Annotated in this window: 15 protein-coding genes; 11 read left to right on the forward strand and 4 right to left on the reverse strand. The window is 71.4% G+C overall.

The window, feature by feature from the left end:
• Nucleotides 1-21: 21 nt before the first annotated feature.
• The 3 genes from ACEXQC_RS00485 (at nucleotide 22) to ACEXQC_RS00495 (ending at nucleotide 2,417) form a co-directional block, all read left to right on the forward strand.
• Nucleotides 22-708, forward strand: a complete 687-nt coding sequence (locus ACEXQC_RS00485; protein WP_374817235.1) for a class F sortase — start codon at nucleotides 22-24, stop codon at nucleotides 706-708.
• Between the two features lie 190 nt (nucleotides 709-898).
• Complete coding sequence (locus ACEXQC_RS00490) at nucleotides 899-1,465, forward strand: RNA polymerase sigma factor (protein ID WP_374817269.1); 567 nt, start codon at nucleotides 899-901, stop codon at nucleotides 1,463-1,465.
• Nucleotides 1,449-2,417 (forward strand): anti-sigma factor domain-containing protein, encoded by a 969-nt coding sequence (locus tag ACEXQC_RS00495; protein ID WP_374817237.1) that lies wholly within the window; start codon nucleotides 1,449-1,451, stop codon nucleotides 2,415-2,417. Before ACEXQC_RS00490 ends, ACEXQC_RS00495 begins: the two co-directional genes overlap by 17 nt.
• 37 nt (nucleotides 2,418-2,454) lie before the next feature.
• Here the strand turns inward: ACEXQC_RS00495 and ACEXQC_RS00500 are convergent, their stop codons facing one another.
• Nucleotides 2,455-3,171, reverse strand: coding sequence for a GntR family transcriptional regulator (locus ACEXQC_RS00500; RefSeq protein WP_374817239.1), 717 nt, complete (start codon nucleotides 3,169-3,171; stop codon nucleotides 2,455-2,457).
• A gap of 100 nt (nucleotides 3,172-3,271) precedes the next feature.
• Between ACEXQC_RS00500 and ACEXQC_RS00505 the strand changes: the two genes are divergently transcribed.
• The 4 genes from ACEXQC_RS00505 to ACEXQC_RS00520 all read left to right on the forward strand — a co-directional run bounded on the left by ACEXQC_RS00505 (nucleotide 3,272) and on the right by ACEXQC_RS00520 (nucleotide 7,110).
• Nucleotides 3,272-4,366, forward strand: a complete 1,095-nt coding sequence (locus ACEXQC_RS00505) for a DUF1989 domain-containing protein (RefSeq protein ID WP_374817241.1) — start codon at nucleotides 3,272-3,274, stop codon at nucleotides 4,364-4,366.
• Nucleotides 4,359-4,985 (forward strand): flavin reductase family protein, encoded by a 627-nt coding sequence (locus tag ACEXQC_RS00510; RefSeq protein WP_374817243.1) that lies wholly within the window; start codon nucleotides 4,359-4,361, stop codon nucleotides 4,983-4,985. Before ACEXQC_RS00505 ends, ACEXQC_RS00510 begins: the two co-directional genes overlap by 8 nt.
• 39 nt (nucleotides 4,986-5,024) lie before the next feature.
• Nucleotides 5,025-6,206: a substrate-binding domain-containing protein gene (locus tag ACEXQC_RS00515; protein WP_374817245.1), complete on the forward strand. Its 1,182-nt coding sequence runs from the start codon at nucleotides 5,025-5,027 to the stop codon at nucleotides 6,204-6,206.
• 79 nt (nucleotides 6,207-6,285) lie between these two features.
• The gene (locus tag ACEXQC_RS00520) at nucleotides 6,286-7,110 is read left to right on the forward strand and encodes a hypothetical protein (protein ID WP_374817247.1); all 825 of its coding nucleotides are present in this window, start codon (nucleotides 6,286-6,288) and stop codon (nucleotides 7,108-7,110) included.
• A gap of 53 nt (nucleotides 7,111-7,163) precedes the next feature.
• Here the strand turns inward: ACEXQC_RS00520 and ACEXQC_RS00525 are convergent, their stop codons facing one another.
• Both ACEXQC_RS00525 and ACEXQC_RS00530 read right to left on the reverse strand, forming a co-directional pair.
• Nucleotides 7,164-8,606, reverse strand: coding sequence for a purine-cytosine permease family protein (locus tag ACEXQC_RS00525; RefSeq protein WP_374817248.1), 1,443 nt, complete (start codon nucleotides 8,604-8,606; stop codon nucleotides 7,164-7,166).
• A 116-nt stretch (nucleotides 8,607-8,722) separates the two neighbouring features.
• The gene (locus tag ACEXQC_RS00530) at nucleotides 8,723-9,673 is read right to left on the reverse strand and encodes a LysR family transcriptional regulator (RefSeq protein WP_374817250.1); all 951 of its coding nucleotides are present in this window, start codon (nucleotides 9,671-9,673) and stop codon (nucleotides 8,723-8,725) included.
• Nucleotides 9,674-9,744: 71 nt separating this feature from the next.
• Here ACEXQC_RS00530 and hisD point away from each other — a divergent pair, with 71 nt between their 5' ends.
• A complete protein-coding gene (gene hisD, locus ACEXQC_RS00535) occupies nucleotides 9,745-11,064 on the forward strand; it encodes a histidinol dehydrogenase (RefSeq protein WP_374817252.1) in 1,320 nt (439 codons plus the stop codon).
• Nucleotides 11,065-11,074: 10 nt separating this feature from the next.
• Nucleotides 11,075-11,902, forward strand: a complete 828-nt coding sequence (locus ACEXQC_RS00540; RefSeq protein ID WP_374817254.1) for a nitrilase-related carbon-nitrogen hydrolase — start codon at nucleotides 11,075-11,077, stop codon at nucleotides 11,900-11,902.
• Nucleotides 11,903-12,151: 249 nt separating this feature from the next.
• Here ACEXQC_RS00540 and ACEXQC_RS00545 read toward each other — a convergent pair whose 3' ends face one another.
• Entirely contained in the window at nucleotides 12,152-13,207 is a 1,056-nt protein-coding gene (locus tag ACEXQC_RS00545; protein ID WP_374817256.1) for a 2,3-butanediol dehydrogenase, read from the reverse strand.
• A gap of 397 nt (nucleotides 13,208-13,604) precedes the next feature.
• Between ACEXQC_RS00545 and ACEXQC_RS00550 the strand changes: the two genes are divergently transcribed.
• The gene (locus tag ACEXQC_RS00550; RefSeq protein ID WP_374817258.1) at nucleotides 13,605-14,228 is read left to right on the forward strand and encodes an RNA polymerase sigma factor; all 624 of its coding nucleotides are present in this window, start codon (nucleotides 13,605-13,607) and stop codon (nucleotides 14,226-14,228) included.
• Nucleotides 14,225-15,958, forward strand: coding sequence for a hypothetical protein (locus ACEXQC_RS00555; protein ID WP_374817260.1), 1,734 nt, complete (start codon nucleotides 14,225-14,227; stop codon nucleotides 15,956-15,958). Before ACEXQC_RS00550 ends, ACEXQC_RS00555 begins: the two co-directional genes overlap by 4 nt.
• Nucleotides 15,959-16,115: the final 157 nt, after the last annotated feature.

Here is a 16,115-nt window from a genome sequence, read left to right on the forward strand (position 1 = left end):
CCCGGGCGAGTCGCGGCCGGGGTGAGACCCCCGGCCGCGGCCGTCGCCCTCCTGGCGACCGCACTCCTGATCAGCGGATGCGCGGCCACCAGTCCTGAACGGGGAGCACAGAACGCGGTCGCACCGGCCGTGACCGCGGCTCCCTCCCCACCGCCCGCATCGACGCCCCCCACGGGTGCCGGTGCGGGCGGTGGCACCCCCACTGCTCCCGCGGTGCCCCTCTCCGACGCGAGCCTGGGATCCGCGGCCACCGCAGCCACCGTTCCCCCCGTGCAGGTCGTCGTGCCGTCGCTCGGCATCGACGTGACCGTCGCGGCCGAGGGAGTCGACGCGGCCGGCGCGCTCGCCCTCCCCGAGAACCCCAACGTGGCCTCCTGGTACCGCTGGGGCCCCTCCCCGTGGAGCGCCGAAGGTGCCACGGTCATCGCCTCGCACGTGGACTCGCTCGAGTACGGCCTCGGCCAGTTCGCGGCCCTCAGGGACGCCCCCGCCGGCACCCGGGTCGCGGTCACCTCCGACGACGGCCGCGTCGCCGAGTTCGAGGTGCAGAGCGTCAAGGTCGCCGACAAGAACGGCATTGACTGGAACCAGGTGTTCGACCGCACCGGGTCGCCCAGGCTCGTGCTCATCACGTGCGGTGGCGAGTTCGACTACAGCACAGGTCACTACCTCAGCAACGTGCTCGTGACCGCGGTCCCCGTCGGGTGAGGGGGCCACGGGTATGCTCGAAGCGACGGCGACGGCGACGACCCTCCGCCGCATCCACCCGACCGGTTCGGCTCGCTATGGCGCGACGACGACCAGGAGGCAGCACCTCGACGTGACAGACAGAGACACCGACGACCGGCCCTCGACGGCTGCCGCCCGCGGCACCGACGGCCCGGCCTCCGCTGCCCCTGTGGTCGACGCCGGTGACGTGGCGGACCTCGCGGAGGCCGCGCTCGCCGAGGAGTTCCGAGCAGGCGACGAGGCCGCGCTCGCGGCGGCCTACGCGCGCTGGTCGGCTCTCGTGCACACGCTCGCCCTGCGGTCGTTGGGCGATCCGCGTGATGCGGAGGACGTGACGCAGAAGGTCTTCGTGGAGGCCTGGCGAGGCCGGGCCCGCTACGACCCGTCGCGGGCGAGGCTCGGCGCGTGGCTCGTGGGCATCACGCGGCACTGCATCGCCGACACCCACGAGGCGCGCAGCAGAGCGCGCCGGGCCGAGGAGGCGCACGCCGCCGAACGCCCGCTCGTGGATTCCGACGACACCGCACGCCTGGCCGAGAGCCTCATGATGACCCAGGAGCTCGCGCAGCTCGATCCGGTGCCCAGGCGGGTGATGGGACTCGCCTTCTACGCCGACCTCACGCACGCCCAGATCGCCGACAGACTGGGGTTGCCGCTCGGCACCGTGAAAAGTCACATACGCCGAAGTCTGGTTCGGCTACGAACACGTTTGGAGGTGAATGATGAGACATATTGATCCGGATGAGCTCGCGCTGATCGCGCTCGGCGACTCTCACGCGACCCCGCAGCAGGCGGAGCACCTCGCGGTGTGCCCCACGTGCTCCGACGAACTTGGCGCGCTGACCGGCACCGTGCAGCAGGGGCGGCGAGCGGCGGACTCCGGCGGGGCCGACGATGAACTCATCGCGCCGCCTCCCGCGCTGTGGTCGCGCATCCATGCCGAGCTGCAGCTCTCCACCGAACTGCCGGATTGGCCTGCATCCGCATCCGCAGCCGCAGCCGCAGCCGCAGCCGCAGCCGCAGCCGCAGCCGCGCCCGCAACGGCACGCGTGTCCTCGGCTGCACCCGCATCTGCATCCCCACCCGCGGCGTCACCTGCGCCTGCGTCCGTGGCGGCACCCGCAGGCGAGTCCGCATCCGCTTCTCCCGAAGGCCCGTCGGGTCTTCGCGATCCCTCCACCCCGCACGTCGCGCGTCGACGCCCCTCGTCGCGCCGTCGGGCGCGCCTGTGGGCGCCGCTCGCCGGGGCCGCCCTCGTGGTGGGCCTCGTGGCGGGAGTCGGCGTGGGCGCCTGGTGGCAGAGCTCTCAGCAGTCGCCGCGCGGCATCGCCGTGGCGGGGGCCGAACTCGCGCCGTTCCCCGGCTGGCCCGATGCTCGCGGCAGCGCCGTGGTGGAGCAGACCGACGACGGGCGCCGCCAGGTGATCGTGGACGTCGACGCCTCGACCGGCCCGGCCGCCGATCCTGCGGCGGGCGCGCCTGCCCTCCGCGAGGTGTGGCTCATCCGCTCGGATGGCACGGGCCTCGTGAGCATCGGCTTCCTCGAGGGCACCGAGGGCCGATTCGACATCCCCACGGGCATCGATCTGGCGCAGTACTCGCTCGTCGACATCTCGGCCGAGACCGACGACGGAGACCCCACCCACTCGGGCGATTCCATCGTGAGGGGCGAGCTCCGCGAGCTATAGGCCGGCGGGCTTTAGGCCGGCGGGCCAGTAGGGCGCGTCAGCCCCGCAGGGCCGTGCGGCCCGAGAACCGCCCCAGGATCTCGCCGAGCCCCTCGGGTTCGGTCGGCGCGAGCGGCTCGAGCGCCCGCCCCTCCACCGAAGCGATGTGCCTGTCGACGAGCTGCTCGGCGGCCGCTGTGTCGCCCGCGGCGAGCGCCTCCACCAGGGCCACGTGCTCGGCCAGGCTGTCGTCCTGCGGATGCGCAACGCCGTAGACCGCGAGGATCAGCGTGGTGCGCCCCAGCACCTCGAACACGTACCGGCGCAGCAGCGAGTTGCCCGTCATCTCGGCGAGCAGGATGTGGAACTCGGCCGCGAGCCGCACCGACAGCTTGTGCCTGCCCGCCTCGGAGGCCTCGCGCTCGGCCTCGATCTGGGCGAGCAGGGCGGCGTGCAGGTCGTCGTTCCAGCGCAGGGCGACGAGGCGCACGACCTCGCGCTCCAACGCACGCCGCACCTCGAACGCCTCCTGCGCATCCTCCCGGCTGGGCTGAGCCACGGTCGCCGACTTCGTCTTGCCCACGTCCACGAGCCCCTCGGCGGCGAGCCGGGCGATCGCCGCGCGGATGAGTGTGCGGCTCACCCCGAAGTGCACTCCGAGGTCGCCCTCCGGCAGCTTGGTGCCCGGCTTGAGCGCGTTCTCCATGATCGCTTCGCGGAGGGCGGCGTAGGCCGCGGCGCTGCGGTTCTCCTGGCCGGAGTCTGGGGTGGGCATGAGCCGAGTATAGAAGCCGGGGATGCCGAAGCGCGCTCGAAACGCATACGAAACACAGAGTTTACGTATACCGAAATGGAACGCACTGCATACTGAGGGCATGACAGAACTCCTCCAGCTCAACGCCCAGCAGCGTGAACTGCTCACCCGCAGCCTCGAGGCCGGCGAGGCCGACGACCTCTCGGGGCTGGTGCGTCGCGCCGTGCAGGAGACCGCCGCGGGAGACATCTCGGTGCTGCCCGTGCCGGCCGTCTCGGGGCGTCCGCTCGACTGGCGCAGCCGCATCGAGCATCCGGTCGCCGCCGAGCGCATGCTGCTCGAGGAGTTCGTGCTCGAGCCGGGCACCGGCAAGGCGCTCGAGGTGAAGGCGGGCGAGATCGTGCGGATCGAGCAGATCGAGGGCGCCCAGTGTGTGGACTTCAACGTCTTCAACCTGCACGACTACCGCGAGTTCTTCCACACCGGCCGCACGCGCACGCTGCACGGCATCAACCCCGGCGCGGGCGACTTCCTCTGGTCGTCTCCGCCTCGGGAGCGGGCGATGATGTTCATCCTCACCGACACCGTGCACTGCAACGACGTGGTGTTCCCGCGCTGCAGCGCCAACCTCTACGAGACCGCCTACGGCTTCGCCACGCACACCAACTGCGCCGACATCCAGGCCGAGGCCCAGCGCGAGTACGGGCTCACGCCCGACGACGTGCACGACTCGTTCAACCTGTTCATGGCCACGTCGGTCGACGACGGCATGCCGGGCATCCACCACCAGTCGTCGGTGCCCGGCGACCACGTGGAGCTGCTCGCCGTGATGGACGTGCTCGCGGTGCCCAACATCTGCGGCGCCGACGTGATGAAGACGAGCAACTTCTCCATCAAGCCCGTGCTCGTGCAGCGCTGGCGAGCGGCCTCCGCCGACCTCGACGCCGTGCCGGAGCTGCACGCCTACGACACGCAGCGCACGGTGGAGCAGTTCCGGCAGCCCGTCATCCGTCAGCAGCGTGCCCTCGAACGCGACCCGGCCTACGTGCCGGCGTTCGCGAACACCCCCATCCGCTACGAACCGGTCGAGGTGGAGCTGGATGCCGAGACGCGCGCGGCGTTCGCCGACCTCTGGCGGCACGACCTCTACGCCACCGAGGGCGAGGCGCTGCGGGATGTGCTGCTCGCCTGGTGGGCGGCGTCGCACCGTGCCTGACGTCGACTTCACCACGCTCGGCGAGTACGAGCGGTACAAGCTCATGGCGAGCCTCATCGTGCCGAGGCCCATCGCGCTCGTCACGACGGTGGACCCCTCGGGGGTGGCGAACGCCGCTCCGTTCAGCATGTTCTGCATGCTGGGGGAGGAGCCGCCGCTCGTGCTCATCAGCCTCAATCGCGCGGGCGATCATGGTCGCCGCGACACCGCCCGCAACATCGACTCGTCGGGCGAGTTCGTGGTGCACATGGTCGACGAGCCGCTCGCTGAGGCCGCCGACCGCTGCGGCGACTCGCTGCCGCACGGCATGAGCGAGCTCGAGGCCGTGGGGCTCGCCACCAGGCCGTCGCTCGTGGTGGAGCCGCCCACCATCGCCGAGGCGCCCGTGGCGTTCGAGTGCGTGCTGCACGAGAAGCTCGACACCGCGAGCCGCGAGATCTTCCTCGGCCGCATCGTCTCGCTGCACACACGAGACGACCTCATCGACACCGAGGCGTGGCGCGTGCGGCTCACCGACTACGCCCCCGTGGCCCGCTTCGGCGCGAGCTTCTACACGACCACCCGCGACCGCTTCACGCTGCGCGGCGCCCCGGCCATGGCCGACGCCGACGAGCTCTGATTTCTCGCATCACTCCCATCCCACCACCAAGGAGATCCCATGCACCGCACCCGCCACCCCCGCCTCCGGGCCGCCCTCGCCGGCGGCGCGCTCGTCGCCTCCGTCGCCGCCCTCAGCGGCTGCGCCTCGAGCAGCACGGGCACCGAATCGAGCCCCGCCGCCGACCTCGAGATCGGCGCCGTCGACCTCGCCGCGGCGGGCTGCCCCGCCAACGTCGTGCTGCAGACCGACTGGAACCCCGAGGCCGAGCAGGGCAACCTGTACCAGCTCATCGGCCCGGATGCCGAGATCGACGCCCAGAACAAGGCGGTCTCCGGCCCCCTGTTCGCGAGCGGCGAGTACACGGGCGTGAACGTCGAGGTGCGCTCGGGCGGCCCCGCCATCGGCTTCCAGACGGTGACGAGCCAGCAGTACACCGATCCCGACATCACCCTCGGCTACGCCAACACCGACGAGGCCGTGCAGCTCTCCGACGAGATGCCCACCACCGCGGTCTTCGCGCCCTTCGAGGTCGGCCCGCAGATCATCATGTGGGACCCGGAGACCTACCCCGACGTGGAGACCATCGAAGACCTCGGCAAGACGGACGCGGTGGTGCGCTACTTCGGCGGTGCCGCCTACATGGAGTACCTCATGGGCAGCGGCATCCTGCCCGCCGACCACGTCGACGGCAGTTACGACGGCACGCCGGCGAGCTTCATCGCGGCGAACGGAGCCGACGCCCAGCAGGGCTTCGCCACCGTGGAGCCGTACGTGTACGAGAACGAGATCGCCGACTGGGCCAAGCCCGTCGCGTTCCAGCTCATCCACGACGCCGGCTACCCCATCTACGCCTCCGCCCTCTCGGTGCGCACGGGCGACCTCGAGGAGCTCTCGCCGTGCCTCACCGAGCTCGTGCCGGTCATCCAGCAGGCCACGGTCGACTACTACGCGGATCCCGCCGCCACCAACGAGCTCATCCTCCAGGCCGTCGAGGAGTTCGACAACGGCTGGGTCTACACCCCCGGCGTGGCCGAGTACTCGGTGAAGGCGCAGGTCGACCTCGGCCTCGTGGGCAACGGATCGGACGACACCGTCGGCAACTTCGATCTCGACCGCGTGCAGGAGATCATCGACATCACCACGCCGCTGTTCGAGGAGCAGGGCACCCCGCCCGCCTCGGACGTGGCTCCCGAGACGATCGCCACGAACGAGTTCATCGACGAGTCGATCGGGTTCTGAGCCGGTTCCTCACCGGGTTCTGACCGGTTCCCGACCCCGGTGGGTTGGCGGTGGGGCTCGACGGTGGGAGCGTGGACGTATGTCCACCTCCCGCCGGAGCCCCTCCGCCGACCTGTTCACCCTCGTGGCCGCCCTCGCCGGGGCGGCCCTCCTGGCGGGCTGCTCCGTGGGAACGGCCGAGCCCACCGCGAGCCCCGCACCCGTGAGCGCGTGCGGATCCGGAGTCCCGACCGAGAGTCCTACGGATGCCGCCTCTCCCGACGAGGAGGGTTCGGCCGTGGTGAGCGCCGAGGAGCTGTGCGAGCTCGACGGCCGCACCTGGGCGGCGTCGCCATTCGTGCTGGTCATCAACCAGACCGGCTGGGGCGAGACCACGGCCGCCTGCGACGTCGCGCGGCAGGCCGCCTGGTGGAACGCCTGGCAGGGCGTGCAGGAGGCGATCACCACCTACGATTTCGGGCCCGCACCCGAGGCCGGCGCGGCCGACTCGACGGATGCCCCCGCCCCCACCGGCTCCGCCGCCCCGCGTGGCGTTCCGGATGAGGGATCGCTCGGCTCCGTGGGCATCGCGGTGCTCCCCGCCGGTGCCGTCGACGCCGCGGCCGCCGACGACGCGACATCGTCATCCTCCGCCGTGGCCCTCCTCGACGCCGAGGTGGAAGCGTGCCTCGGCGACGGCACCACCTCCGGCCAGACCGCGGTCGAGCACGGCGACTGGCGGGGAGTGAGCGGCCCGTCGTCGAGCGACGACGGCGTCACCACCACCTGGTGGACTGGCGACGACGACACCTGGGCCCTCGTGCAGACCTACACGGCTCCCCAGGCCACCGAGGCCGAGGTGGCCGACCGAGCCGAGGCCCTCGAGACCCTCCTCGACGCCCAGCTCGCCCACCTCACCTCCTGACCGGGAAGAGCTGCTGACCTAGAGGAGCTGCTGACCGGGAGGAGCGGCGCGGCTCAGCGGCCGAACTGCACGGCTTCTTCGCCGTACTCCGCCTTGTCGGCGGCGGCCACACGCTCCTCGGCGGCGAAGTCGATGCTCCGCCCCAGCAGCGCGTACGCCACACCCGAGGCGACGAGCCCCACGAAGAGCGCGATGTCGGCGCCGCCGAGGGCCTGGGCCACGGGGCCGGTGAACCACACGGTCACCACGAACGGGACCATGGCCACGATCCCGATGCCGTACGAGGCCAGTCCGCGCCATCCCCACGTGCCGTAGACGCCAGAGGGGTTGAAGATCTCCCGCACGGCGTAGCGGCCGCGGCGCACGAAGTAGTAGTCCACGAGGTTCACCGAGGTCCACGGCACGAGCACGTAGAGCAGCACCACGAGGAAGCTGCCGAAGTTGGCCAGGAACTCTCCCGAGCTCACGAGCGAGCCCACCACGGCGGCGCCCGCGATCACGAGGCAGCCGACCACCCGCAGCGTGCGGGTGGGCTTGACCGCCTTGATCGAGTCGAGGATGGTGATGAGCTCGAGCGAGGCAGCGTAGATGTTGATCGTGATGACGCTGATGAGCCCGGGCAGTGCGGCCACGAGCAGCCAGATGCCGGCACCGGGCAGGATGAGGTCGGCGGCATCCCGCACCCCTTCGAGCGGTGACGCCCCCGAGAAGGCGGCCGCCACGAGGGCGCCGAGCGCCATGAGCCAGACGGCCCCCACGAAGACGCCGCCGTAGGTGTAGCCGAGGGCCTTGCCCGGGCTCGTCTGGGGCGGCAGGTAGCGCGAGTAGTCCGAGACGTAGGGCGCCCAGCCGAGGGCGTAGGCCGCCGCCCCGCCGAACTGCACGAGGAACGCGACCCAGTTGAAGCCCTCGAAGGAGAACTGCGAGGCATCGAGCGGCACCACGAAGAGCGCGGCCACCGTGAAGACGCCGAAGGTCACGAGGAAGAGCAGGGTGAGCCACTTCTGGGTGTTGTGGATCCAGTGGTAGCCGAAGATCGCGAGCAGCACCGCGAGACCCGAGATGAGCGCGTACCAGAGGGGAGCGGCGTCGATGCCGGTCGTCATGGTGAGCACGTCGGCCGCGAGCATCTGGTTGAACATGTTGAAGCCCACGAGGCTGAACACCACGATGGCGCAGATGAGGATGACACCGCGGTAGCCGAACTGGGCGCGCGACTGGATCATCTGCGGCAGCCCGAGCTGCGGACCCTGCGCCGAGTGGAAGGCCGTGAAGACCGTGCCGACCGCCACACCCAGCACGATCGCGAGCAGCGAGGTCACGAGGGAGGCGCCGAGCGCCGCCCCGAGCATGCCCGTCGCGAGCGTGGTGACGTTGGCGTTCGACATGAACCACAGCGGGAAGAGCGACCACGGCTTGCCCCGCCGCTCGCTGAGGGGCACCCAGTTGATGGAGCGGGACTCGATCCGCTCGACGGGCGCGGTGGGTGAAGTCATGGTTCTCCTCGGAGACGACGGTGCGTGGCGGGAACGGGGACGGGTCGGCCGGTGGGATCGGGTGGGATCCGGTTGCCCGACGATAGCCGCCGCGCGGAGCATGGCACAAGGCTATGTCAACCGATCGCAGCCATAGGTCGAGCCGATGGGTCAGGCAGGTGCTGCGCCTCCACACGCGAGTCGAGCACCATGGCGGTCGCCATGCGCACGAGCTCGGCGGTCACCGGCGAGAGGGTCGCGTTCTCGCGCACGAGCAGCGCCATGGTGTCGAAGATGGGCTCGGCGAAGGGTGTGGAGTGCAGCCCTTCGGGGAACGTGGGGCTCGAGACGATGGAGCGCGACACGAGGGTGTCGCCGATCCCGCGGGCCACGAGCGCGAGTGCGGCGTCGACGTTCTCGACCTCGATGAGCGGTTCGAGTCGCACTCCGTGCAGCTGGGCGCGCTCGGCGAGCTGGCGGCGGGTGGGGTCGTTCGATCCGTAGTGGGCGTCGTAGAGCACGAGCGGTGCCTCGGGGATCGACTCGATGGCCATCGGATGCGCCGTGCGGGCGGGGTCGGCGCTCACCCAGAGCACCTCGTCGCGGAGCAGCGGGGTGATGCGCAGCCCCTCATCCGGGATCGGCAGCATCGCGAGGCCCGCCTCGAGCTCGCCCGAGCGCACGCCCTCGGCCACCTCGAACGAGTTCTGCCCCACGAGCCGCAAGCGCACGCCGGGGCGCTCCTTGTGGAAGCGCTCGGCGAGGTCGGAGAGGAAGTAGTACGAGGCGTTGCGCAGCACCCCGAACGAGGCGACGCCGCCCGTGATGCCGCGCAGCGCATCCAGGGCCTGCTCGGCGCCGTCGACCCCGTCGACCACGCGCTGGGCCCAGGAGAGCAGCTCGGTGCCGGCCGCGGTGAGCACGAGGCGGCGGCCCGTGCGCACGAACAGCTCGATGCCGCTCTCGGTCTCGAGCTTGCGCACGAGCTCGGAGACCGTGGGCTGCGTGGTGCCGAGCGCCTCGGCGGCGGCGGTGAAGGTGCCGAGGGTGGCGGCCAGCAGGAAGGCTCGGAGCTGCGTCAGCGTCATAGGGAAAGACTATGGCAACGATCGGATGCATCGGTCTTGTACGCGGCCAAGGCGCTCCGTAGGCTCGCGACATGATCTTCACGCCCTCCGTTCTCGCGGGCCTCGACGGCTCGTTCCACCACCTCAAGACACCCGGCATCGACGCACCGGCGGCTCAGCGCGACCCCGCCGTCATCGAGACCGTGTCGACGATGCTGCGGGCCATCGAGACGCGGGGCCTGGATGCGGTGCGCGAGTACGCCGAGACGCTCGACCACCAGAGCGGGGTCGACTTCGAGCTCTCCGCCGCCGACATCGCGTCGAGCGGCAGTCGCCTCGAACCGGCTCTTCGCGAGGCCATCGAGCTCGGCTCCGAGCGCACGCTCGCCTTCGCGGCCGAGCAACGCCGCCACCTCGTGGACTTCGAGGTCGAGCTCGTGCCCGGTCTCGTCACGGGGGCCCGCTACATCCCCGTGGGCCGGGTGGGCGCCTACCTGCCCGCCGGCCGCTTCCCGCTCACCGCGAGCGCGTTCATGACGGTCGGCGTGGCGAAAGCCGCCGGCGTGCCCACGGTCATCGCGTGCACGCCGCCGCAGCCGAACGGCGCCGCCAACGACGCGGTCGTCTACGCCGCGCACCTCTCGGGAGTCGACCGCGTGTTCGTGCTAGGAGGGGTGCAGGCGCTCGCCGCCATGGCCTTCGGCCTGCTCGGCGAGCTGCCCGTCGACATGCTCGTGGGCGCGGGCAACGCGTACGTGGCCGAGGCCAAGCGGCAGCTCTTCGGCACGGCCGCCATCGACCTGCTCGCGGGCCCCTCTGAGGTCGCGGTGCTCGCCGACGAGACCGCCGATGCGGCCATCGTGGCCGCCGATCTGCTCGGTCAGGCCGAGCACGGGCCCAACTCGCCCGCCGCGCTCGTCACCACCTCCGACGCATTCGGTCGAGCGGTTCTCGCCGAGGTCGAGAAGCAGCTCGAGACCCTCGCCACCGCCGAGATCGCCGGGCCCGCCTGGCGCGACTACGGCTCGATCACGGTGGCGGCGGATGCGCCGACCGCCGTGACGCTCATGGACGACCTTGCCCCCGAGCACCTCGAGGTGCAGACGGCCGACGATGCCTGGTACCACGCCGAACTGCGCAACTACGGATCCGTCTTCCTGGGGCCGTGGAGCACCGTGGCCTACTCCGACAAGGGGATGGCCGGCACCAACCACGTGCTGCCCACCGCGGGCGGCGCCAAGCACAGCGCCGGGCTCTCGGTGTCGCGCTTCCTCAAGCCGCTCACCTACCAGCGCATCGCCCGGGAGGCCACGCTCGCACTCGCGCCGGCTGTGCAGGTGATCTCCGATTCCGAGGGGATGGCGGCCCACAGCGCCACGGCCACCATGCGGCTCGCCACCTGGCAGGCCTAGGCTCACACCCATGAGCGCACCTGAGCGGCCGACCAGGGAGGTGCGCGTCCGAGCGCACGAGCTGGCTCCGGTGATCGCCGACCTCGAGCACAACACGGCTCTCATCCTCGACGCCGTGGCCGGTGCGGTGGCCGATGGCATCGAGTTGCTCGTGCTGCCCGAGCTCTCGACGAGCGGCTACTACCTGCGCGACGTGGAGGAGGCCCGATCCGTGGCCATCACCACCGACCACGATCTCTTCACCCGGTGCGCGGGCCTGCTGCCGGTCGACACCACGCTCGTGCTCGGCTTCTGTGAACTCGCGGGCGACGAGCTGTTCAACAGTGCGGCCGTGCTCGAGGCCTCCGGCGTGCTCGCGGTCTACCGCAAGACCCACCTGTGGGATGACGAGAAGCTGCTCTTCACGCCCGGCGACCGCGCACCCGCCGTGGTCGACACGGCGGTCGGTCGTGTCGGCACACTCATCTGCTACGACCTGGAGTTCCCCGAGATGCCTCGGAGCCTCGCGGTGGCGGGGGCCGAGATCATCGCGGTGCCCACCAACTGGCCGCTCGTGCCGCGGCCCGTGGGGGAGCGGGCGCCCGAGGTGGTGCAGGCCATGGCCGCAGCGCGTGCCTCGGCTGTCGCCATCGTGTGCTGCGACCGTACGGGCGACGAACGCGGTCACCCCTGGACCGAGGGCACCACCGTGCTCGGGCCCGAGGGCTGGCCGCTGGCACCCAAGGATGCGTCGGGCCGGGTCGACGCCACCTTCGAGCTCGACCCCACCCGCACGCGCATCGGCCCCCGCAACGACGTCCTCACCGACCGCCGCCCGGAGCTCTACACCACCCTCTGAAGGCCCCCGCCCGCCGCCGCGCCCGCCCGCCGTCTCGCCCGCCCGCCGCCGCGCCAGCCGCCCCGCCCGCCGTCTCGCCCGTTTCAAATGTCGCCGGCCCCCATCCGTCGCCGGCCCCCACTCGTCGCCCCTCGCCCGCACCACCCCCTCCCCGCGCGGGTGAGTCGCGCCTAAGTGTCGTCATTCCGCGGATTTCGGCCCGAATGAGGACACTTAGGCGCGACTCGCGCGGGGCAGGGGTGTGGGGCGTTACGGGTGGACGATGATCTTGACCTGGGTCTCGTTGTGGTTGATGAGCTGGTCGAAGCCCTCGTCGACGAGGTCGTCCAGGGCGATGCGGCCCGTGATGAAGGGTGCGAGATCCACCTTGCCCTCCTGCACGAGCGCGATCGTGGCGGGGTGGTCGTTGGCGTAGGCGATCGTTCCGCGCAGGTCGAGCTCCTTGAGCACGAGCTTCTGCATGTCGACGGTGGCGGGATGCCCCCAGATCGAGACGTTCACGATCACGCCGGCGGGGCGCACGGCGTCGAGCAGGGTGTCGAGCACGGCATCGACGCTCGAGCACTCGAAGCCCACGTCGGCGCCCTTCCCATCGGTGAGCGCGCGCACGGCCTCGGCCACGTCGCCCTCGCGCGGGTCGAGCACGTGATCGGCGACCCCCGTGGTGCGGGCCCGGTCCTTGCGGGCCTCGCTGAGCTCGGAGATGATCACCGTGAGCCCCTCGGCCTTGAGCACTGCGGCCAGCAGCAGGCCGATCGGGCCGGCTCCACCGATCACGGCCACGTCGCCGGCCTTCGCTCCCGAGCGCACGAACGCGTGGTGGCCCACGGCGAGCGGTTCGATGAGGGCCGCCTCATCGAGCGGGATGTTGCCGATCGGGTGCACCCAGCGCCGTTCCACGACGACCTTCTCGCTCAGGCCCCCGCCCCGACCGCCGAGACCGATGAAATTCATGTCGTGCGAGAGCTGGTAGGCGTCGCCCTCGCCCGTCGGCACCTCGGGCGCGATGATGTACGGCTCGACCACGACGTTCTCGCCCACGGTCAGGTCGGTCACGCCCTCGCCGAGCGCCGAGACGGTCCCGGAGAACTCGTGCCCCATCGTGACGGGAGCGTCTTCGTTCGAGAGCGGATGCGGGTGACCGGCCGCCGGGATGAAGATCGGCCCGTCGAGGTACTCGTGCAGGTCGGTGCCGCAGATGCCGCACCAGGCGACATCGATCGCCACGGTGCCGGGCAGCAGCTCCGGCTCCGGGATGTCCTCGATGCGGATGTCGTGGCGGGCGTAATAACGTGCAGCCTTCATGAGAACCCTTTTCGTCGAGCGGCCCACCGGGGTGCGGTGGTCCGCCGGTGGTGGCGCGGTCCTCCGATCATCCCAGCGCTGGGCCACCGAGAAGAGGACCAAGGTCCCTTGTGGCCCTGGACTCCGCGGTGTGGTGTGGTGCGGTGCGGGGTGGGCGGCGTGGGGTGGCACGGGGTGGGCGGCGTGGGGTGGGTAATCCGGTCGAGGCGCGTTCCCGCGTCCGCTGCGCGGACGCCCGCCAGACCCGAGCCAGCGCCTCGACCGGATCACCCACCCCACGCCGCCCTGCGGGCGAGCGCGGGCTCGTCGCGCGCGGGTTTTCGCTTCGCGGGGTGGGATCGGGGCGATGGGGACAGGTGCGCGACTTGGGCGGGGTCAGCATGCGTAGTGACGCAGAATGGAACCCTCGTGCGGCGGGCGGACAGTAGAGGGTACGGGGACGGAAGACGAGGCGGCCGAGTGGGCCGCGGCCATAGGCGGGGATGCTGCGGCATTCGGCCGACTGTTCGACAGGCACCGGGATCGTGTGTTCGGGCAGGCGCTGCGGCTCATCCGCGACCCTCACGACGCGGAGGACGTCACGGCGCTCGTGTTCTTCGAGGCCTGGCGCAAGCGCGCATCCGTTCGCGTGGTCGACGGGTCGGTGATCGGCTGGCTGCTCGTCACCACCAACAACGTCGTGCGCAATCTCTCGCGGAGCACCCGGCGCTACCGGGCGGTGCTCGACCGCCTGCCACGGCCGTCGGTGAGCGACCACCCCGATCCCTCCGACGAGGTCGGCGAGCGGATCGACCGGCAGGCGCGCGACACCCAGGTGCGCGCGGCCTTCTCCCGCCTCACCGAGGCCGACCAGAACGTCATGACCCTCTGCGTGCTCGAGGAGCTCAGCATGGAGCAGGCCGCCCAGGTGCTCGGCATCCCCGCCGGCACCGTGAAGTCCCGCCTCTCCCGAGCCAAGCAGCGGCTCGCCGCCCACACCACCGATCTGCTGGATCCGAGCATCTCCGGAGGTGCGAAATGACCGACAGCCCCCGCTTCGACGAGGCGCGCAGCGCCGCCATCCGCTCGGCCCTGGTCGAGACCGTCGCCGCCGATGCCGCCGCCACTGCCGCGCATCCGCACGCCCGCAGCCGCAGTCGTCGCCTTCGCATCGCGCTCGTGGCCGTGCTCGCCGCCCTCGGCATCGGGCTCGGCGGCACCGCGGTGGCCTTCGCCATCACGGGCACGCCGCTCTTCCCGATCGCCGCACCGGTCGCCACGGCCGAGCCGACCTCCACTGCACCCGCACCCACTGCCTCGCCGACCGCCACGAGCGCGCCCAGCGCACCGGCAGCGCATCCGCTCGTCGTCACCGACCAGCCGATCGCGCCGCACGACGTGCTCACGGCCCCCGCCAGCAGCCCGACCTGGTCGGTCCAGCTGCCGGGCGCGGGCGACATGTGCGAGCACGTCTCGTCCATCGACGTCTCGGATGGCTTCGCCCTGCTGCAGTCCGGCCCCGCGTATCCGCCCGAGGATTCGAACTACACCTGCGACCTCGACGCCAGCCGCTACTCGCTCACGCTCATCGACACGAGCACGGGCGAGCAGCTGTGGAGCCGCGACTGGAGCTGGGCGTTCACCCACGGCGACGGCACCTCGGCGAGCCTGCTCGGCACGTCGGGGCGGGTGCTCGTGTGGGATCGGCTGAACGGTCCGGGGCCCAAGGAGGTGCTCGATCTCGCCACGGGGGAGACCCTGGCGACCGTCACGGCCCCCGCGGGGTTCGCGGTGACGGATCTCTACCCGGTGCCAGGCGACTCGGGCGACGTCTCGTTCGTCACGCAGAAGCTCGACGCTGCCGGGCAGCCCATCACCTCGTGGGCCGTGATGCGAGCAGATCCGCAGGATCTCGCCACCCCGCGGTGGTCGGTGCCCTACGAGGCGGACCAGTCGTCGACGCAGCCGATCACCAACTCGAGCTCGATGATGCAGGTCACCCACCGGCAGGGCGACGGCGCCGAGGTACTCGACGTGTACGACGTCGACTCCGGGGCGCTCATGGTGGGGGCCACCACGGATCGCAGCTACAGCTACTTCGACGGCTTCACCCTTCGTGCCTCCGACATGATCGAATACGAGGTCTCACGCACGGTCGCCGGCATCGACGATGCGGGCAACGAGACCTGGAGCCGGTCGCTCGAGTCGGGCTACGCGGTGGCTCCGGTCTCGCGGATCGCGACCCTGCCCGGCGCTCTGGGCATCCGCCCCGCCTCCGAGGTGCTGCTCATCGGGCCGGGCGCGCAGCTCGAGCTCGTCGACGGCGTCACGGGGGAGTCGCGGTGGGTGGTGGACGGATCGGGTTGCCCGGCGGGTGGCGGGTTGAGCGGCCCGGCTGTGACCACCTTCGGGTGGTCGGTGACGGCGGATGGGCTGGTCGTGCAGTCCGGCGACGACGGCGTGGCCTGCGGCTTCGACGCGGAGACGGGGGCTGCGGCGGATGTGACGGGCCGCCTCTCGATGTACTTCGGCGCCCAAGGAGCCCTGGGCAACTATCGGCTCGAGGGGGCTATGGGCACCGGGGGTCTGTACTCCACGAAGGGGCAGGCTGCGCCCACGTACCCGCTGCCGCAGAGCGGGGTCGGCACGGCGTACGACACCGTGACGGGAGCCTCGCTCTGGAGCGTGCCCGCCTACTACGACGAGAGCTGGATCTTCGCGGGCGGGTACCTGGTGGGGGTCTCCGAGGGCCGGGTGTTCGGCATCGGCTGACGCCTCGCCTCGCTTCGCCTCGGCCTCGGCTCGGGCGTGGGGTGGCACGGGGTGGGCGGCGTGGGGTGGGTGATCCGGTCGAGGCGCGTTCCCGCGTCCGCTGCGCGGACGCCCGCCAGACCCGAGCCAGCGCCTCGACCGGATCACCCACCCCACG

The organism is Herbiconiux liukaitaii (assembly GCF_041927495.1).
In the GTDB taxonomy this organism is placed as follows: Bacteria; Actinomycetota; Actinomycetes; order Actinomycetales; family Microbacteriaceae; genus Herbiconiux; species Herbiconiux liukaitaii.